Source organism: Nocardioides sp. (assembly GCF_051876515.1).
In the GTDB taxonomy this organism is placed as follows: domain Bacteria; phylum Actinomycetota; class Actinomycetes; order Propionibacteriales; family Nocardioidaceae; genus Nocardioides.
Genome location: NZ_JBJEHY010000009.1, coordinates 1 through 18886 on the forward strand (window position 1 = coordinate 1; position 18886 = coordinate 18886).

At 71.9% G+C, this 18886-nt stretch carries 17 protein-coding genes; 5 read left to right on the forward strand and 12 right to left on the reverse strand.

The window, feature by feature from the left end; translation table 11 throughout:
- The 5 genes from ACI379_RS00375 to ACI379_RS00395 form a co-directional block, all read left to right on the forward strand.
- On the forward strand, nt 1-399 hold a 399-nt coding region (locus tag ACI379_RS00375), incomplete at its 5' end, for a fructosamine kinase family protein (RefSeq protein ID WP_439790071.1).
- A gap of 59 nt (nt 400-458) precedes the next feature.
- Entirely contained in the window at nt 459-1154 is a 696-nt protein-coding gene (locus ACI379_RS00380; protein ID WP_439790072.1) for a response regulator transcription factor, read from the forward strand.
- A complete protein-coding gene (locus ACI379_RS00385; protein WP_439790073.1) occupies nt 1151-2587 on the forward strand; it encodes a HAMP domain-containing sensor histidine kinase in 1437 nt (478 codons plus the stop codon). The genes ACI379_RS00380 and ACI379_RS00385 overlap by 4 nt, the downstream gene beginning before the upstream one ends.
- A gap of 50 nt (nt 2588-2637) precedes the next feature.
- The gene (locus ACI379_RS00390; RefSeq protein WP_439790074.1) at nt 2638-3003 is read left to right on the forward strand and encodes a hypothetical protein; all 366 of its coding nucleotides are present in this window, start codon (nt 2638-2640) and stop codon (nt 3001-3003) included.
- Between the two features lie 83 nt (nt 3004-3086).
- Nucleotides 3087-4472, forward strand: a complete 1386-nt coding sequence (locus tag ACI379_RS00395; protein WP_439790075.1) for a phospholipase D-like domain-containing protein — start codon at nt 3087-3089, stop codon at nt 4470-4472.
- Between the two features lie 96 nt (nt 4473-4568).
- On the opposite strand, the gene ACI379_RS00400 is transcribed toward ACI379_RS00395, so the two are convergent.
- The 12 genes from ACI379_RS00400 to ACI379_RS00455 all read right to left on the reverse strand — a co-directional run.
- Complete coding sequence (locus tag ACI379_RS00400; RefSeq protein WP_439790076.1) at nt 4569-5987, reverse strand: endonuclease/exonuclease/phosphatase family protein; 1419 nt, start codon at nt 5985-5987, stop codon at nt 4569-4571.
- A gap of 114 nt (nt 5988-6101) precedes the next feature.
- The gene (locus tag ACI379_RS00405) at nt 6102-8165 is read right to left on the reverse strand and encodes an acyltransferase family protein (protein WP_439790077.1); all 2064 of its coding nucleotides are present in this window, start codon (nt 8163-8165) and stop codon (nt 6102-6104) included.
- 116 nt (nt 8166-8281) lie between these two features.
- Nucleotides 8282-9571, reverse strand: coding sequence for an anthranilate synthase component I family protein (locus ACI379_RS00410; protein ID WP_439790078.1), 1290 nt, complete (start codon nt 9569-9571; stop codon nt 8282-8284).
- The gene (locus ACI379_RS00415; protein WP_439790079.1) at nt 9568-10146 is read right to left on the reverse strand and encodes an anthranilate synthase component II; all 579 of its coding nucleotides are present in this window, start codon (nt 10144-10146) and stop codon (nt 9568-9570) included. The genes ACI379_RS00410 and ACI379_RS00415 overlap by 4 nt, the downstream gene beginning before the upstream one ends.
- Nucleotides 10147-10171: 25 nt before the next feature.
- The gene (locus ACI379_RS00420; RefSeq protein ID WP_439790080.1) at nt 10172-11863 is read right to left on the reverse strand and encodes a sulfatase-like hydrolase/transferase; all 1692 of its coding nucleotides are present in this window, start codon (nt 11861-11863) and stop codon (nt 10172-10174) included.
- Nucleotides 11864-12008: 145 nt separating this feature from the next.
- Nucleotides 12009-13955 carry a chorismate-binding protein gene (locus tag ACI379_RS00425; RefSeq protein WP_439790081.1) on the reverse strand — a complete coding sequence of 649 codons (1947 nt, stop codon included), beginning with the start codon at nt 13953-13955 and terminating at the stop codon, nt 12009-12011.
- A 61-nt stretch (nt 13956-14016) separates the two neighbouring features.
- Nucleotides 14017-14430 carry a DUF2752 domain-containing protein gene (locus ACI379_RS00430; protein WP_439790082.1) on the reverse strand — a complete coding sequence of 138 codons (414 nt, stop codon included), beginning with the start codon at nt 14428-14430 and terminating at the stop codon, nt 14017-14019.
- 8 nt (nt 14431-14438) lie between these two features.
- Nucleotides 14439-14861, reverse strand: a complete 423-nt coding sequence (locus ACI379_RS00435) for a CD225/dispanin family protein (RefSeq protein WP_439790083.1) — start codon at nt 14859-14861, stop codon at nt 14439-14441.
- A gap of 157 nt (nt 14862-15018) precedes the next feature.
- The gene (locus tag ACI379_RS00440) at nt 15019-17205 is read right to left on the reverse strand and encodes a HelD family protein (protein WP_439790084.1); all 2187 of its coding nucleotides are present in this window, start codon (nt 17203-17205) and stop codon (nt 15019-15021) included.
- Nucleotides 17206-17330: 125 nt separating this feature from the next.
- Entirely contained in the window at nt 17331-18401 is a 1071-nt protein-coding gene (locus ACI379_RS00445) for a hypothetical protein (protein WP_439790085.1), read from the reverse strand.
- Nucleotides 18359-18736 (reverse strand): hypothetical protein, encoded by a 378-nt coding sequence (locus tag ACI379_RS00450; protein WP_439790086.1) that lies wholly within the window; start codon nt 18734-18736, stop codon nt 18359-18361. The genes ACI379_RS00445 and ACI379_RS00450 overlap by 43 nt, the downstream gene beginning before the upstream one ends.
- Nucleotides 18733-18886 (reverse strand): RNA polymerase sigma factor (locus tag ACI379_RS00455; protein ID WP_439790087.1); only part of this gene is annotated, 154 nt, incomplete at its 5' end. The genes ACI379_RS00455 and ACI379_RS00450, both read right to left, overlap by 4 nt.

The following is an 18886-nucleotide window of genomic DNA, read 5'->3' on the forward strand; positions in this document are numbered from 1 at the left end:
AAGGTCGCGCGCGACCGCGACGCCATCGACGCGACCGCGGCCGCCGCGGTGGAGGGGGTCGTCGGCCGCCTCGTCGACCTGCTCCCCGAGGAGCCCCCGGCCCGGCTCCACGGGGACCTGTGGAACGGCAACTGCCTGTGGGGGCACGACGGCCAGGTGCACCTGGTCGACCCGGCCGCGTACGGCGGGCACCGCGAGATGGACGTCGCGATGCTGCACCTGTTCGGCTTCACCCACCTGCCCCGCTTCGTCGAGGGGTACCAGTCCGTCTCCCCGCTCGCCGACGGCTGGGAGGAGCGGCTCGGGCTGCACCAGCTGTTCCCGCTGCTGGCGCACGCCTGCATGTTCGGCGGCGGGTACGGCGCCCGCGCCGGGGCCGTCGCGTCCCGCTACCTCTGACAGCCAGCCTCTGCCCGGGCTCGCCCGCCCCGTACGGGTGGTGCTGGCACTCTGTACGTGTGAGCGAGACCAAGCCCCGCGTCCTGGTGGTGGACGACGACCGAGCCGTGCGCGAGTCGCTGCGCCGGTCCCTGGCCTTCAACGGGTACGAGGTCACCCTGGCCGCCGACGGCGCCGAGGCGTTGATCGCGGTCGGCACCCACCACCCCGACCTGGTCGTGATGGACGTGATGATGCCGCGCCTGGACGGGCTCGAGGCGACCCGCAGCCTGCGCGCGGCCGGCAACGACGTCCCGATCCTGGTGCTCACCGCGCGCGACGCGGTGGGCGACCGCGTGCAGGGTCTCGACGCCGGCGCGGACGACTACCTCACCAAGCCCTTCGCGCTGGAGGAGCTGCTGGCCCGGGTCCGGGCGCTGCTGCGCCGTGCCGTCCCCACCAACGCCGATGGCGAGGAGCTGCTGTCGTTCGCGGACCTCACCATGGAGATCTCGACGCGCGAGGTGAAGCGCGGCGAGCGTCTGATCGACCTCACCCGCACCGAGTTCACCCTGCTGGAGATGTTCCTGCGCCGTCCCCGGCGGGTCCTGGACCGCTCCTTCATCCTCGACGAGGTGTGGGGGTACGACTTCCCGACGACCGCCAACTCGCTCGAGGTCTACGTCGGCTACCTGCGCCGCAAGACCGAGGCCGAGGGCGAGGCCCGACTCATCCACACCGTGCGCGGCGTGGGCTACGTCCTGAAGGAAGCATGAGCCGCCGCAGCGCCGCCACCAGTGCCGGCCCGTGGCCCGACGACGGCCGCTGGCACTACCGCCGTTCCCTGGCCTCCCGGGTGGGCGTGCTGTCGGCGCTGGCCGTCGGCGCCGCCGTCACCTCGATGGCGCTGGCGGTGTTCCTGCTGACCCGGGTCCAGCTGCAGGCGTCGGTCGACGAGTCGCTGCTCGACCGCGCCAGCAAGGCCGCCGAGTACACGACCCTGTCGCAGATCACCGCCCAGGAGGTCCCGCCCTGGATGCTGGGCGCCGCCGACGTGCGGGTCATCTTCATCACCTCCGACCGCGGCATGTTCAGCGCCGACGCCGTCCCCGACTTCCAGCTCGGTGCACCCGAGCTGCGGGTCGCCAAGGGGAAGAGCGACGAGTCGATCCGCACCGTCACCGACGGCAACGGCACCCAGTGGCGGGTCGCGACCGTTCCCGCGGGCACCGGCCAGGCGCTCGTCCTGGCCCAGCCGATGACCTCCCAGCACGTCGTGCTCAGCAAGCTGGGCACGGTGCTGGGGCTGTACGGCCTGATCGGCGTCGGCGCGGCCGCCCTGGCCGGCTGGGCGGTCGCCGCCAACGGCCTGCGCCCCGTCCGTCGGCTCACCAAGGCCGTCGAGGAGATCGCCGTCACCGAGGACCTGGCCCCGCTGCGGGTCGAGGGCCACGACGAGATCGCCCGGCTGGCCGGTGCGTTCAACCTGATGCTGCTGTCGCTGTCCGCCTCGCGCGACCTCCAGCGCCGCCTGATCGCGGACGCCAGCCACGAGCTGCGCACCCCGCTGACGTCGCTGCGCACCAACCTCGACCTGCTGCGCCAGTCCGACGCGGGCGCGGACAACGGCGGCCCCACCCTGGACACCGAGGCGCGCTCCGAGCTTCTCGACGACGTCCGCGCCCAGATCGAGGAGCTCAGCACCCTCGTCGACGACCTCGTCATGCTGGCGCGCGACCACCAGCCCTCCGAGGTCATCGCCGAGGTCGACCTGGCCCGCGTCACCGAGCGCGCCCTGGCCCGGGTCCGGCGCCGGGCCCCGCTGGCAGAGTTCGACGTGGCCCTGTCGCCGTGGAAGGTCAACGGCGACGCCAACGGGCTCGAGCGCGCCGTGACCAACCTGCTCGACAACGCCGCCAAGTGGAGTCCGCCCGGCAGCACCATCACCGTACGGCTGGCCGACGGGCTGCTGACCATCGACGACGAGGGCCCCGGCATCCCCGAGAAGGACCGGCCGCACGTCTTCGACCGCTTCTACCGCGCCGACGAGTCCCGGGCGATGCCCGGCTCCGGTCTCGGCCTGGCGATCGTCCACCAGGTGGTGGACCGTCACGGCGGCGAGGTGTCCGTGCACGACGCCCCCGGCGGCGGCGCCCGGATGGTGCTCCAGCTCCCCGGGGCCGGACAGACCGCCCCCGCGGCCTCCTGACGGCCCGTCGCGCCCGTCGCGGGCTGGGGCGGGGGCCTACAGTTGGGGGCATGTCAGCGCTCCGGGTTCCCCTGTTGATGGCCGCGGCCGTCCTCCTCCTCGCCTCCTGCGGGACCGAGGAGAGCAGCAGCGCGGGCTCGCCCGAGGAGACGCCGACCACGACGTCGCCGGCCTCCGGCCTGCCGGCCTGCGACGAGGTGTGGGTGGAGGGGGCCGACCTGCCCCGGGCGTACGAGGGCTGCGAGTCGGCGGACGGCCCGGTCGAACCCGAGGTCGTCCAGTGCTCCTCGGGGCAGCGGATCGTCCTGTACGCCGACGCCTACTGGGCCGTGCGCGGCCACCTGATCAAGCACGCCCCCGACGGCTTGAAGGACGACCCGGGCTACGCGGACACGATGCAGTCCTGCCGCGCCTGAGCCTCGGCGAGGATCCCGGACGGCACAGGGGCCGGTGCTAGAGTCGCGACGGCATTGACTTCTGTAAACAGTGGGGTAAAGGAATGTCTTTCGTCCGGAGAATTGTGCCCGGAGTCGCGGCGTCACTGATCGCAGCGACCCTCGTGGCCGGGGGATCTCCCAGCTCGTCGGCGGAGCCCGGCACCAGTCGCGCGGAGTCCACCCAGACGCCCACGTCGACCACGCAGCAGACCGCGGACAAGAAGAAGAAGTTCCGCGTCGCGCCGGGTGTCACGTTCAACAACGCCATCGGCACGCACGCCCAGCGCCGCGCCATCATCCGCAAGGTCAACAACGCGATCAACAACGCCCCCACGGGCAGTGAGATCCGGATCTACAGCTGGAAGGTGTGGACGTACGCCGGGGTCACGGCCCTGCTGAACGCCCAGAAGCGCGGCGTGAAGATCCGCGTGATCATGGACAAGAAGAACACCGAGGTGGAGGTCAACCCCCACTTCCCGCGCCTGAAGAAGGGCCTGGCGTCCGGCAACCGCCGCAAGGACGGCACGATGCGCCCCAAGAACCGCCGCAGCTACGCCAAGCTGTGCGCCGGCTCCTGCCGTGGCCCGGGCGGCGCCGCCCACGCGAAGTACTTCATCTTCAGCAAGAGCGGCCGCTCCGAGAACATCTACATGCACTCGTCGTCCAACTGGGGCGACGCCGCGGCCAGCCGCCAGTGGAACGACCTCTACACCTTCGTCGGCAACAAGGGCATCTACGACGCCGCCGTCACCGTGTTCGAGCAGGCCTGGCAGGACAAGGCCGTCCCGGTGCGCAACCGCTGGTTCGAGCACACCAGCAGGGACGGGTCGATGGTGGTGGCCTGGTCCCCCACCACCCCCAAGTCGCGTGACAAGGACCGGCTCAAGAAGGTCCTCAGCGAGGTCCGCTGCCGCGGCGCCGAGTCAGGGTACGGCACCGCCGACGGTCGTACGATCATCCGCTCCGCCCCGGACGTGATCCGCGGCAAGCGTGGTCTCGCCATCGCCAAGGAGCTGCGCCGCCTGTGGATCGCCGGGTGCGACGTCAAGATCGCCCACACGGTCATGGGCATCGACGTGAACCAGCTGCTCAACTCGCCCTCCCCGCGCGGCCCGGTCCCGACGCGCCAGCTGGTGCAGGACTTCGACGGTGACGGCGTCTTCGACCGCTACTTCCACATGAAGTCGCTGACCATCAACGGCCGCATCGGCGCCAACCGCAAGGCGACCTGGCTCCTCAACGGCTCCGCGAACCTGTCCCAGCTGGGCCTGGTCTCCGACGAGAACCTCTCGTACCTGATCAACCGCCCCAACATCACCAAGCGGTACCAGAACCACATCGAGTACTGGTACAACAACTTCCCCAAGACGGCGACCCTGTCCCCGAGCGTGGCCCGCATGGTGCGCAGCGGTGACATCGACCCGTACGCCAAGATGGAGATGGACTGACGGTTCGTCGGGACCGACCGGTCCCACGAACGGCGCAGGGCGCCGGCGGTGGCTCAGCCACCGCCGGCGCCCTGTTCGTCGTCCGGGGCCCAGGACTCAGTAGGTCTTGCCCACGTGCGCCAGGTAGTCGCGGTAGTGGGTGTCGTACGAGCCGAGGTCGACCTTGACGTTGGCCTTGACGCGCTTGCGGTAGGTGACCTTGAGCGACTCCCGGCCCATGGTCGCGTTGGCGACCAGGGAGAAGGCGGGGGTGGCGCCCGCCTGGCTGATCAGCAGCACCGTGGGACGCAGCGGGGCCACCGTACGCCCGTGCACCTTGGTGGAGGCGCTGGTGCGCCAGGCCTTCGGCTTCCAGCGGAACCAGCTGGCGGCGTTGCCGTCGTTGCGCAGCAGCAGGCGCAGCTGCTTGGCCCGCTCGCTGAGCTGCCGCTCACCGGCGATGACGGTGACGACGACGCCGCGCTCGTGGGCCTCCTCGAGGGCCTTGTAGACCTCCGCGCCCTGGATCTGGCTGCTGGCGACGTGGATCGCCGCCTCGGGCTGGGTGGCGCGGATCGCCTTGAGCTGCAGGCGCCGGACGACGCGACGCTCCTGCTTGGTCGCGGTGTTCTTCACGATCAGGGTCTCGGCCTGGAAGCTCGGCAGGGCCGTCGCGACGGGGGCCAGCTCGAGGTCGGCGACGACCATCCGGTGATCCGAGCGGAGCTGGACGGGGTAGTGCTGCTTCACGCTGACCCGGTCCTCGGGCCCGACGAAGACGTAGTCGATGGTGCCGCCACCGCGGTGCGTGGGGAACGAGGTGCCGAGGATGTCGAAGGTGGAGCGCAGGCCGACCGCCTGAAAGTAGCTGGGGTCGTACCGCGTGCCGTGGTAACCCATGTTGAAGTCGCCACCGATCAGCACCGGTCCCTGCGCCTGGAGCTGGCTGGTCAGCGTCTGCAGCGACACCAGGGACGGCACGAGCAGCTCGGCGGTGTCCTTGCTGTTGGGGGCGACGTGGACGCTGACGACCGAGATGACCTGCTGGTCGGCGTTGGTGAGGGTGACCCAGTTGGCGTACCGGACCCCGACCATGCCGGACTTGAACCGCTTGGGACGCTTGCTGACCTGCACGGTCCCCTGGTCGATCGCCTGCCACGCGCTGGTCTTCCAGGCCACCGGCGCCCACCCGGTCCGCGGACCGGGGGTGCGGAACATCGCGTAGCCCTCGGGCGCGAGCGTCGCGTCGGGGCGGTTGTGGACCTCGTTGTACGTGATGATGTCCGGCTCCTGGGCCAGCACCGTCGCCACGTCGGCCTCGAACTTGGCCGTCGACATGTCCTTGTTGATGTTGGCCTGCGCCAACCGGATCGGCGTGCTGGTCGGAACCTCGTCGGCGACCGTGCGGAACGCCGGAGCCGGGGTGTCGGCACCCTGGGCGAGGTGGGGCACCACCAGGGCGGCGGCCAGGAGCACTGCTGAGGGCAGGCGTACCCATCCCCAGGTGTGGTGCTTCCTGCTCGTTTCGACTCCCATGCGTGACCCACAACCTTCCCGATGCATCAACTGACAACACGCATCACATCAGTCACACGCAGGGTCCACAAGGAGAGTGGGAGAACTACAAAAGTGTAGTTTCCGAGGGCTGTGTCACGTGCCGCGTACGGCCAGTCCGAGGGCGTCCGCGACGGGCTCGGCCAGGGAGCGTCCGTACTCGGTGGTCATGTGGTCCTTGTCGCGCATGACCACGTACTTCCCGATGACCGCGGGGCAGCTGCGCTCGACGCAGAACCACTGGCGGGCGTCCAGGAACTCGGCGCCCACACTCTTCGCTGTCGAGGCGAAGGTGCGCTGGAGACGCTGCTGCTTGCGCTCCGACGTCATCAGGCAGTCACCCAGGTCGACCCCGCGCTGCGCGAGGCACACCGACGACATCCTCGGCAGGACCGGGGTGTTGCCGACCATCACGACCCGGTCGGCGACCTCCCCCAACGCCTCGAGCTGCTCGGCCAGTCCGTCGACCTGCGCCTTCGCCATGTCGCCCCGCACGTACGAGCTGTTGGCCACCACGACCAGGTCGGGCGAGAGCTCCTCGACCTGCTCCAGGGCCCACTGCTTGAAGTCGAGGCAGAAGTGCCACGTCCCACCGTTGGCGGGGTCCGGGCGGGTGGCCGCGTTGGCGGGGCAGCCGGTGAGGACGAGGTGGTAGACCTCGTACCCGTGCTGCTCACCGATCTCGGTGAAGGCGGGCCCCCAGGCCCGCCCGTGCGAGTCGCCCATCACCACGATCCGCCGGTCGGCGTCGAGGTCACCGGTGGGGCACAGGCGGCGCATCCCCTCGCGGTAGTCGCAGTCACCCGACGGCGCCACCGAGTCGCGCACGTGGCGCAGCCCCGGCGACAGCTGGCCGGGGATGGGGCGGCCCTCCTCCGCTGCGAGGACCGAGGCCTGCACGATCGCCACGGCCGGGTCGTCCGACAGCCCCTCGAAGTCGCCCACCGCGATCGGGGGGTTGTCGGCCCGGTCGCGCTCCAGGCTCTGGATCTGCAGGTTGGCCACGAGGATGCTCGCCAGCACGACGCCGATGCTGATCGGGTACAGCAGCATCGCGCGGCGCGTGCTGGACCAGCCGCGGCGGCGCCGGAACGGCTCCTCGACGAAGTAGAAGGAGGCGGCGCTCACCGCGAAGGTGGTGACCAGCACGACGAGGAGCTGCGGACGGCTGAGGTCCCGGCCCCAGTGCTCGTGGGCGAACAGCAGGACCGGCCAGTGCCACAGGTACAACGAGTACGACCAGGCGCCCACGAGCTGCGCCGGACGCAGCGACAGCAGGTGCCCGGCCGAGGAGAGGCGTTCGGGGCCGAAGCTGCCGGCCAGCAGCACCGCGACGGCGCCCAGCACCGGGACCATCGCGGCCACGCCGGGGAACTGGGTGGTGGCGTCGAAGCGGAACGCGGCGTACGCGATGAGCAGCAGTCCGCCCCAGGCGAGCACCTCGGTGTGCCAGCGCCGTACGCGGGCCGTCCAGGCGGGGGTGCCCGCGACGAGGACGGCGGCGAGGCCGCCCAGCCCCAGCTCCCAGGCGCGGGTGAGGGTGGAGAAGTAGGCGGCGGTGATGTCGACCGAGGTGAGGTGGATCGACCAGGCCAGCGAGGCCGCCGACAGCACCCCGAGGACGACCAGCGCCCACCGTCGCAGCACCACCGGACGGGTCGTGGGCAGGCTGCGGCGTACGACGAGCGCCGTCACGACCATCAGCACCAGCGGGATGACGAGGTAGAACTGCTCCTCCACCGACAGCGACCAGAAGTGCTGCACCGGTGAGGGCGGCTCGTCGGCGGCGAAGTAGTCGGTCTCCTGCGCCGCGAACCGGAAGTTCGCCAGGAAGGCGGCAGCCCACCCGGCGTCCACGGCGACGGTCTCGGCGCGGACGAACGGCCACTTGTACGCCGCCAGCAGCGCCGTGGCGACCAGCGTGACGGTGGCGGCGGGCAGGATCCGTCGGGCGCGCCGGGCGTAGAAGTCGAGGATGGAGACGCGTCCGGTGCTCTGCCCCTCGCGCAGCAGCAGGCCGATGATCAGGAAGCCGGAGACGACGAAGAAGACGTCGACGCCGACGAAGCCGCCCGCGATGCTCGAGAATCCCGCGTGGGCGAGGATGACCAGGCCCACGGCCAACGCCCGCATCCCCTGGATGTCACCGCGGAACCTCATGCTTCCCCCATCACGATCGCCTGGATCTACCGCGCCCGGGTGCTTCCCGCCGCCGTGACCCCTTCCGGCGAGTGGAGCGTACTCCCCGGGGAAAGGGACCCGGGACCCCGGCCGCGTCAGCAGAGGGCGTCCAGGAGCCGCTCGGCCTTCACCGCGGCCTCGGCCCACTCCTCGGCGACGTCGGAGCGGACCGTGATGCCGCCGCCGGTGCCCAGTCGCCACGTCCCGTCCCCCGGCGTCGTGAGGGAACGGATGACCACGCCCAGGTCGGCCCGCCCGTCGGCCGCGATCCAACCGAACGCCCCCGCGTACACCCCGCGGGGGGACCCCTCGACGGCGTCGATCACCTGCATGGTGCGCAGCTTGGGTGCGCCGGTCATCGACCCGGCGGGGAACAGCGCGTGCAGCGCCCGGACGGTCGACACGTCGGGCCGCAGGCTTCCGCGCACCGTCGAGACGAGCTGGTGCACGCTGGGGTACGACTCCACCTGCATCAGGGCCGGCACCTCCACGCTGCCCGGCTCGCAGACCATGGACAGGTCGTTGCGCAGCAGGTCCACGATCATGAGGTTCTCGGCACGGAACTTGGGGTCGCTGGCCAGCCGCTCGCGCTGGGCCGCGTCCTGAGCCTCGTCCGCACCGCGGGGCGTGGTGCCCTTGATCGGCTTCGTCTCGATCGTCCGGTCCGCGCGCACCACGGCGTACCGCTCCGGGGAGGAGCTGAGCAGCCAGCCGCGGGCGCCGGGCACGTCGTGCTGCAGGAACCCTGCGTACGGGGCCGGGTTGAGGGCGCGCAGGCGTGTGTACGCGGCGGCGGGGTCGAGCGTGCTGTCCACGTCGAGGCGGTGGGTGAGGTTGACCTCGTACGAGTCGCCCGCGTGCAGGGCCTCGGTGACCCGGTCGAACGCGGCCACGTAGTCGGCAGGCATCTCGGCGCCTGTCGAGCCACCGCCCCCGGTCGTCGAGCCGCCCTCCCCGGTGGTCGAGCCTGTCGAGACCACCCGCAGCGGATCCACGTACGGGTGCTCGAACGAGCGCACGCTGCTGGGGCGCATCCACACCGCGTCGGGCAGGAGCGGGTCGGGCCGCGCGGGCAGGTCGCGCCGTGCGGCGTACCCGAACCAGCCGAACCACTGCGCGTCCGGCGGCCCCTCGGCCAGCTCCCGCTCGAGCACCTCGAAGACGTCGGAGCCGACGACCGTGCTGGTGCCGCCGACGTGACGGCGCACCTCACCGAGGGCCGCGTGGAAGGTGAGCGAGACGTCGTCGGGGCCGAGGTGACCCACGATCGAGCGGCGTCCCGACCACTCCCGGGCGCCGCCGCCGTCGAGCCAGAAGCAGCGCGGGTGCCGGGCGGCCGTGGCGAGGAAGTGCTCCTCCGCCCCGTGCGCCCCGGCCGGGTTCACCGGACACCGTCCAGGAAGTTCGCGACGATCGCCGCGCCGTGCTGGGACAGCACCGACTCGGGGTGGAACTGGACCCCGGCCAACGGCAGGGTCCGGTGCCGCACTCCCATCACGACGCCGTCCTCGCTCCACGCGGTCGCCACCAGCTCGTCGGGCAGCTCGAGAGCCGCCAGCGAGTGGTACCGCACCGCGTCGAAACCCTGCGGCAGCCCCGCGAACAGCCCGGCCCCGTCGTGGGTCACCGAGGCGACCTCACCGTGGGCCGGCGCGATCCGGTCGACCCGACCCCCGTACGCCGTGACCAGGCCCTGCATCCCCAGGCAGACGCCGAGGACGGGCCGCGTGCCGGCCAGCAGCACCTCGTTCCCGACGGCGAAGTCCGCGACCTGGCCGGGGTGACCGGGCCCCGGGGAGAGCACGACGTGGTCGTGGGCGAGCACCTCGGCAGCCTCCACCTCGTCGTGCTGCACCACCCACGGCAGCACCCCCGTCACGCCGGCGACGAGGTGCACCAGGTTCCACGTGTAGGAGTCGTGGTGGTCGACGACCACGACGTCGGGGGCGGAGGGGGACACGGTGGACAGCGTAGGTGGCCCGGGCTCAGCCGGACGACGCGCGACAGCTCGCGGGCAGCGCCTGGTCCCCCGTCGCCACCGCGCACCGGTCGAAGGCCCGCAGCCGGGCCATCAGGTCGGCCACCTGCCCGGCGTACGCGGGGTCGGCGAACCGGTTGGTCCGCTCGAAGGAGTCGTCGTCGTAGGAGTAGAACTCGTACCCGTGCTCGACGCCGTCCGCCGACGGGTCGAGGTCGTACCGCACCAGCAGCGAGTCGCGGTCGCGCACCGCGACGTACGAGGGGATCCGGTCCAGCTCGCCGCCCGAGTACGCCGCGTCCGGGTCGCCGGTCGACAGCGTCTGCTGGGTGTGCTCGAGGAAGACGTGGCCACCGCGGTCCACCGAGGCGTCACGCAGCGAGGGCACCATCGAGCGGCCCGCACGGAACGGCTCGGGATCCACGCCGGCCAGCTGAAGCACGGTGGGCGCCACGTCGAGGGTGCTGACCAGCTCACCGCGCTCGCCGGGCGCCACGCCGGGGCCGACCACCAGCATCGGCACCCGCGAGTCGGTCGCGTACGCGGTGCCCTTGCCGTGCGCCATGCCGACCTGACCGAGGTGGAAGCCGTTGTCGGAGGTGAGCACGACGTAGGTGTTCTCACCGACGGCGGCAAGGATGTCGCTGACCATCCGGTCGACCGACTGGGCCATCATCGCCCGCTGCCGCAGCTCGTCGACGTTGCGTCGGGTGCCGCCAGGGTTGCCGACGGTGTTCCACGCCCGGGCGGGCCCGCCGTCGAGGGTGAGCGGCCCGTTGTCGCCGACCCGGTCGCCGTGGCCGGGCAGGTCGTCGACACTCAGGTCGGCGCAGGCCACCGCCCCGCAGTTGCCCGCGCGGCCCGGGCCGGGCCGGTCGGCGAACGCAGCCGGGAACAACGGGTCGCCCGGGTAGTGCGGCTGCGGGTTGACCCGGCTGTGCGGCGCGTACGTGGCCACCTCGAGGAAGTACGGCTCCGGTCGCCGCTCGTGGCGGCGGATGAAGTCGAGGGCCAGGTCGTGGGTGACGGTGCCGGCGTACGCGGCGTCCTTCTCCTCCTCCGACGCGCTCGCGGGCGGCGCGTGGTGCTCCACGACCTCCAGCTGGCCGTCGGTGACCTGGGTGCGACCGAACTCCCACCCGGCGTACGCGGAACCGAAGAGCACCTGGAACTGGTCCCAGCCCGGCGGCAGCTCGGGGACCGGCCAGCCCGGGTTCCACTCGTACTCGTTGAGGTACTTGCCGATGAAGCCGGTCGTCCACCCCGCCTCGGCCAGCGCCACGTTGACGGAGCGTTCCGCGTTGCCGCCCGCCACCCACGCCGGGTAGCCGCCCAGCCCGGTGGCCCCGGAGATGTTGGTGAGCACGCCCGTCTGGTGCGGGTACTGCCCGGTCAGCAGGCTGGCCCGCGAGACGCAGCACATCGAGTCCACGGTGTAGGCGTGCGGGTACGACGCGCCGCGGCGCCGCATCTCCGCTGCCGAGCGCAGTGTCGGGAGCAGGTCGGTCGAGAAGTCGTCCATGAGGACAAGGACGACGTTGGGCGGACCGGCCGGCGCTCCCGTGGCGGCCGGTGTCGTCGACGTGGGTACGTCACCGTCGGGGCCCCGGTCCGCGGCCCCGTCCTGCGCCGGGGCACAGCCGAGCAGCGCCAGTGTCAGCGCGAGCGCCAGCACCCGCCGGACGCCACGTCGGCGCACCCTCGTCATCTCCCCGTCCCCCCGGTCGGTCCCGTACGGCTCGCACGAGCCTGCCCGTCAGTCTGGTCGGCCGGGCGCCCGGCCACCTGATGAGACGCAGTGGGCGGGCGTTCGGTTGCCCGTCGGGACGCTCCCGTCCGTCGGCTCAACCGGCGGAGGGCGTGACCAGCAGGTCGCAGACGGCCTGGTGGATCAGGTCGTAGCCGTTCTCGGTCAGGATCGACTCCGCGTGGAACTGGATCCCGCGGAAGTGGGGGCCGTACAGGGCGTGGATGTCACCCGTCTCCGGGTCCGCGTCGGCCCTGACCCCCTCGGGCAGCGCGCCGGTGTCGCGACCCACGAAGGTGTTGTAGAAGCCGACCCGCTCGTTGCGGCCGCCCAGGCGGACGCGCGACTGGGTGCCCTGGAAGACGATGTCCTTGTACGCCAGGTCGATGCCGAGGCGGTGGCAGAGCGTCTGGTGGCCCAGGCAGACGGCGAGGAACGGCGTGCCCGCAGCCAGGAGGTCGTCCACCGCGAGGCGGAAGGAGGCGATCTTGGCGCTCTCGTCGTCGCGCGGGTCGCCCGGCCCGGGGCCCACGATGACCATGTCGTAGCCGTCGAAGGCACCGGTCTCGTACGCCTCGTGTCGGATGATCGTCGACTCCATGCCGAAGACGCCCAGGACGTGGGCGAGCATGTTCACGAAGTCGTCCTCGCCGTGCAGGATCGCGACCCGCTTGCCGGCCAGCTCGGCGTCGGCGGGTTCGCCACCCTGGTCGGTCAGCCAGAAGCGGCTGAGTCGCTGGTTGCGGGTGCCGAGCGCGAGCGCCACGTCCTCGTCGCGGGTCAGGGCCGCGATGGTGGGCGCGACCGTCCCGGCCCGCTCCACCAGCCCGAACGCGCTCAGCACGCCCGAGGCCTTGGCCAGCGTCTCGCGGGTCTCGTACGCCGGATCGGAGTCGCGCACCAGCGTCGCGCCGGCGGTGATCTTGAGGTTGCCCTCGAGGTCGACGTCGGCCGTACGGATCAGGATCGGGCTGTCCAGGGTCGGCTCGCCGGCCTCGTCGCGGCCGAACAGCGCGAGCGCGGAGGCGTAGTAGCCGCGGCCCTCGGTCTCGTGCTGCGCGATCAGGGTGCACGCGTTCTCGACCGGGGCGCCGGTGACGGTGGCCGCGAACATGGTGTCCCGCAGGATCTCGCGCGGGTCGCGCTCGGATCGCCCGGCCAGCAGGTACTCGGTGTGGATCAGGTGCGTCATCGGCTTGAGGAACGGGCCGAGCACCTGGCCGCCCTCGTGGCACACGTCGCACATCATCTTGAGCTCTTCGTCGACGACCATGAAGAGCTCGAAGATCTCCTTCTCGTCGCCCAGGAACTCCAGGAACTGGCGCTTGAGCTCGCTGAGCCGGCCCGGGTCGTCCACGTCGCCCAGCGCGGCCGCGTTCCTGGGGATGTGGAAGGTGCCGGAGATCGGGTTCATCCGGACGTCGCCGCCGCGCACGCTGACGTGGCGCTCCGGCGACGCCCCCACCAGGAAGCGGTCGCCGGTGAAGAAGCAGAAGGTCCAGTACGCGCCACGCTCGTTCTCGACGAGCCGACGGAAGACCGACAGCGCCTTGTCGGCGTCCCAGTCGGCCACGACCGCACGGTAGTGGCGCCCGATCACCAGGTTGGCGCCCTCGCCCTGGCCGATCTCGTCGCGGATGATCCGCTCGACGATCTCGCCGTACTCCTCGTCGTCGAGGACGAAGCCGCCCCGGTCGGAGAACTCGACGGGGGCGTCGGGCAGCACCGCCAGCAGCTCCTCGACGGCGACCTCGTGCTCGGCCTCCACGTCGACGACGACCAGCGGGGTGCCGTCGTCGATCACGTCGAAGCCGCGCTCGGCGATCTGGCGGAACGGCACCGCGACGAGGCGGTCGACGCTGCGACCGGCCTGGGGCACGCCGGTCTCCAGCGGGATCTCCATGATGGAGTCGACGACGCTGCGGGTGCCGCCGACCAGCCCCACCGTGGGGGCGGCCTTGCGGCGGATCACGGCCCACGCCTCGCGACCCTGGATGTCGGCGAGCAGGGCCCGGACGTCAGGGGTCGGCGTGGGTGCGTTCATGGGCGAAACCCTACGTGCCGAGGAGCGCCGGTCGCCGCCGGGTTTCACACTGAGAGCACGCTCAGGGAGCCAGCGGGCTGCCCGGCAGGTTGCGTACGACGGCGAAGACGACGAACAGGACGCCGACGAAGATGCTGACCCCCACCGAGCGCGGGGGGCCGGGCACGCGGCGCCCGTGGGCGGCGGCCAGCTCGGAGACCCACCACCAGACGATGTAGACGAGCCCGGGGATCAGGAGCACGTTGTGCCCCAGGGACTCGCGCAGGTTGCCGGTCAGCAGGTCATGGGTGCCCCGCAGCGAGCCGCAGCCGGGGCAGTAGAAACCGGTGAGGAGCAGCGAGGGGCAGATCCCGAAGCTGCCGCCCTGGTGCGGGTCGCGCACGACCACCAGGGCCGCCGCCGCGAGCCCGGCGGCACCCATGAGATACAGAGGGGTCGCGGAGGCCTTCTCGGCCCCCGCGACCCTCTCGGTCACGACGTTGCTCAGAACGACGAGGTGGACGTGGTGTCCGCGCTCATCACGCCGGCGACCATCAGGAGGATGTAGAGGACCATCACGACCACGCCGACACCGGCGGAGACGAGGGCCCAGGTCTTGGCCTTCTTGGCGGCCTCCTCCGCCTCGGCGAACTGGCCGGTGTTCCACAGGCCGTCGACCTTCACCGAGTACACGATGGAGACGATGCCGGCCGGGAGGCAGCAGAAGAGGGTGGTCAGGATGGCCCACACGAGGTTGTTGGCGGGCTTGGGGCCGGTCGGGGCGGCGCCGTAGCCGGGCTGGCCGTAACCGGCGGCACCGTAACCGGGCTGGCCGTAGCTGGGCTGGCCGTAGGAGGGCTGCTGGCCCGGGTTGTTGGCGCCGTACGGGTCGTCGCCGGTGGGCGGCTGGTTGTACTGGTCAGACACTGGAAACTCCCCCAGTCGTGGCGGCGCGGGACCTCCGCACCGGTGTGGTCGGCATTCTGCTGCACCGGTGCAGCGGAAGGCGAACTTTTCACGGTTCGGACGTGTCCATACCCGTAATTCTCGCGCTGAATCCTCCGAATCATCTCGGAGGACCGGCTCACTCCACCGTGGTCAGCAGCTGGGTGGCGCGGGTCAGCACGACGTACAGGGTCGCGCGACCCGTCGAGGACTCGTCCTCGATCTCCTGGGGAGCCACCACCACGATGCCGTCGAACTCCAGGCCCTTGGTGTCCAGACCCGTCAGGACGACCACCCGGTCGGTGCCGCTGGGTGCCACGCTGGAGTCGACCGAGGCCCGCGCGCTGGGGGCGTCCTCGGCCCGCTCGGGCCACGAGGCCAGCCAGCCGTTGACCTCGCTGCGCCGCGCGACCGGCACCACGATGCCGACGGTCCCGCTGACCTGGTCGGCGATCTCGGCGACCGCGGCGCGGGTGGCGGACTCCAGGTCCGTCCCGGCGGCCGCGGCGTCGACGACCTGCGGCGCGACGCCCGTACGGCGGACCGCGTCGGGCAGGTCGGCGTCCAGGCCGACGCGTCGCGCGTAGTCGGCGGCGAACGCGTAGATCTCGGCCGAGTTGCGGTAGTTGGTCGACAGGTGGAACTCGTGGACCTCCTTGCCCTCGAGCGCCGCCGCGCGGGCCTCGGCGGCCTCCGCGGCCACCGGCCACGACGACTGCGCCGGGTCGCCCACGATGGTCCAGCTGGCCGTACGGCCGCGCCGGCCCACCATGCGCCACTGCATCGGGGTCAGGTCCTGGGCCTCGTCGATGAGCACGTGCGCGTACGGGTCGTCGACGATGCGGTACGTCGGCGGCGCCCACGAGCGGCCCGTCGGGGCGTACTCGCGGTCGGCGACCGTGGTCAGCTCCTTCAGGTCGATGCCGCCCTCCAGGAGGCCGGTCTCGTCGAGGTCGCGCTCGTCCTCGCTGCGGTGCGGGACGTCACCGAGCGCGTAGCGCAGCTCGTCGATCAGCGGCACGTCCTGGACCGACAGGTCGCCGTGGCGCCACGACTTGAGCAGCAGCTGCTGCTCGTCGACGCTGACCACGCCGTCGGCAACCCGCGCGAGCAGGTCGGGGTCCCGCAGCCAGCCCAGCACCGTGGGGGCGTCCAGCGGCGGCCACCAGTCGGTGGCGAACTCCAGGAAGCCGCGGTGCGAGAGCATCTCGTCGTCGAACGCCTCCCGGCCCGCCTCGCGGCCGCGGGGGCCACGCACCTGACGCCACATGGCGTCGAGCAGGGCGCGGGTGACGCGCGGGAGCTGCCGGTTGCGGCGGCCCTGCGACATCAGCTGGCGGCGTACCTTGCCGAGGACCCCGCGGTCGAGCACGACGGTGTCGTCGCGCCAGAAGATCTTGAAGCTGGTCGGGCTGCCCGGCGCCTGCTGGCGGGCGGTGCGGCGCAGCAGCTCCGCCATCCGCGCCGACCCCTTGACCTCGGCCACCGCCGGGTCGTCGTGGCGCGTCGTCCGGACCCCGTCGACCACCTCGCCCAGGGAGCGCAGCGCCACCGCGGTCTCACCCAGGCTGGGCAGCACCCGCTCGATGTAGCGCATGAAGACGCCGCTGGGGCCGACCACGAGGACGCCACCGGACTCGTAGCGGCGGCGGTCGGAGTAGAGCAGGTACGCGGCGCGGTGCAGCGCCACCACGGTCTTGCCGGTGCCGGGACCGCCGGAGATCGACACGACGCCCTTGCCGGGCGCGCGGATCGCCTTGTCCTGCTCGGCCTGGATGGTGGCCACGATCGAGTGCATGGAGCGGTCGCGGGCCCGGGAGAGCTGCGCCATCAGGGCGCCCTCGCCGATGATCGGCAGGTCGGTCTCGACGGAGTCGTCGAGGAGCTCGTCCTCGACACCGACGACCGTACGGTGCTCGGCACGCAGCACGCGGCGGCGTACGACACCGGCGGGCTCGGCGGCGGTGGCCTGGTAGAAGACCGCGGCGGCGGGCGCACGCCAGTCGATCAGCAGCATGTCGCGCTGGTCGTCGCGCAGGCCGAGGCGCCCGATGTAGCGGGGCACGTCGTCCACCTCGGGACGCAGGTCGAGGCGCCCGAAGACGAGCCCCTCGTGGGCCGCGTCGAGCTGGGCCAGGCGCTTGGAGGCCTGGAAGACCATCGCGTCACGCTCGACGAGGCCACCCTCGTGGCCCAGCCGGCCGCGCTGGTGTCCCTCGCGGGCCAGCCCCTTCGCGGACTCGGCCGACTTCTCCAGCTGCACGTACACGCGGTCGACGTACGCCTGCTCGGCGGCTACCTCGCGCGCGACGAGTTCTTCGGACACCTCGGTCTCTCCACTCCACTGTGTCCGGTGACCCTGCCGGACGACCTTCAAGCCAAGGGACAACGTTACCCCCGCCCGTGCAGCGGTCGGACCGGAACACGGGCGGGGGCGACGAGAGGTCTGGATCAGTCGGCGAGCGTGTAGACCACCGCGCGCTGCGCGAGGACGTCGTCGGGCCCGCCCTCGGTGAAGGCCAACGTGAGGCCCGTCGTACCGGGGAGCAGCAGCTCGGAGCCGAACTGCACCTCGCCGGCGACGCTGATGCCCATGTGGGCCCTGTCGAGCTCACGTGCCCCGGTGGTCTCGATCCGGAAGCCGACGGTGCCTCTCTTGCGGATCTCCTGCACGAACGAAACCAGGGCCGGGCCGTCCTGGGTGAACGGGCTGACGTCGAGCGGCTCACCGGGAGTCATCGTCGCGACGGTGTGCAGCGTCCAGCGGTGGCCGAGCCGGTCGATCTCCAACGGCTGGGCGAACCCCAGGACCGTGCTGTCGGCGTCGGTGCTCGTGTAGACGCCCAGCCCGAACTGCGCACGACCCGCCTCCCCCTCGGAGAGCGGGGTCGGGTCGTCCTCCGACACGCTCAGCCACATGCGGGCGGTCCCGCTGGCGGGGAGCGACTGGTCGGGGTCCGTACGGTCGAACGACGTGGTCGGCGCCGCCCCGAGATCGAAGCCGGGTTCCTCGTCGTCGCACGTGCCGAAGGTCTCCAGGTAGCCCTCGCCCGCGGCGTCGGCCGACGACATTCCAGCCGGGATCTCCGCACCGGTCAAGGACACCATCACCCCGGTCCCCTCGGGCGCACCCGTGCAGACGCTCTCCACGGCGACGGTGTCACCAGCACCGTTCCACGGCACTGTGATCCCGGTGGCCGCGGGCTCCGCGACGGCTGCACCGAGCTGGCGGTGGCTGGCGGAGGAGTCGCGGAAGAAGATGCCCCCCGGGTCTCCCACGCCGGCCGGCGGACGGGTCAGGTCGATCTCGTACACGGCCACCGCCACCCCCTCGGCGCCCTCGGGCAGGGAGACGGTCACCTTCTCGTCGTACCCCCGCGGGGTCACCAGGTGGTCGGCGAAGTCGGCCCGCGTCGACGCCCACGCCACCCCGGGGCCGGACACGTCGACGGCCTGCTCCTCCCCGGCGGTGGACCAGGTCACCAGCTGCGGGTAACGGCTGCCCTCGAGCTTGACCTGCACCTTCCGGCCGTCGCTCTCGACGGCCTCGGCGAACCGGTACGTCCAGCCGTCGCCGGCCTGATCGCCGCGGGCGCCTTCTCGCCGAGGACCGTACGGTCAACCGGTCCGACACCCCGCTCGGAGGTGGCCTCGTCGACCAGGGGCAGCACCACCACACCGACGAGGGCCAGCGCGGCGGCGCCGGCCACCGTGCCCCGTACGACGGTCCGGCGGCGCCGGTGGACCGCGATCCGGCCGTCCAGCGACGTACGGCGGGAGGCGTGGTCGAGGGTGGAGCCGTCGAGGTCGGCGGCGTGGTGGTCGAGGGTCTGCCTGAGGTCGTCGAGGCGGTTCATCGTCGGTCTCCTTCCGCGGAGAGGTCCTGGGTGGCGGGGTCGTCGGCGAGCGACGGGTCGATCCGCAGCGTCGCCAGCGCCTTGCTGAGCTGGCTCTTGACGGTGCCGGTGCTGGTGCCCATCGCGGCGGCCGTCTCCGCGACCGAGAGG

Bases quoted from the DNA above. Each gene is read 5' to 3' on its own strand.
- ACI379_RS00385 (WP_439790073.1), top strand. From the start codon at position 1,151: ATGAGCCGCCGCAGCGCCGCCACCAGTGCCGGCCCGTGGCCCGACGAC.
- ACI379_RS00395 (WP_439790075.1), top strand. From the start codon at position 3,087: ATGTCTTTCGTCCGGAGAATTGTGCCCGGAGTCGCGGCGTCACTGATC.
- ACI379_RS00390 (WP_439790074.1), top strand. From the start codon at position 2,638: ATGTCAGCGCTCCGGGTTCCCCTGTTGATGGCCGCGGCCGTCCTCCTC.
- ACI379_RS00450 (WP_439790086.1), bottom strand. From the start codon at position 18,736: ATGAACCGCCTCGACGACCTCAGGCAGACCCTCGACCACCACGCCGCC.
- ACI379_RS00400 (WP_439790076.1), bottom strand. From the start codon at position 5,987: ATGGGAGTCGAAACGAGCAGGAAGCACCACACCTGGGGATGGGTACGC.
- ACI379_RS00425 (WP_439790081.1), bottom strand. From the start codon at position 13,955: ATGAACGCACCCACGCCGACCCCTGACGTCCGGGCCCTGCTCGCCGAC.
- ACI379_RS00405 (WP_439790077.1), bottom strand. From the start codon at position 8,165: ATGAGGTTCCGCGGTGACATCCAGGGGATGCGGGCGTTGGCCGTGGGC.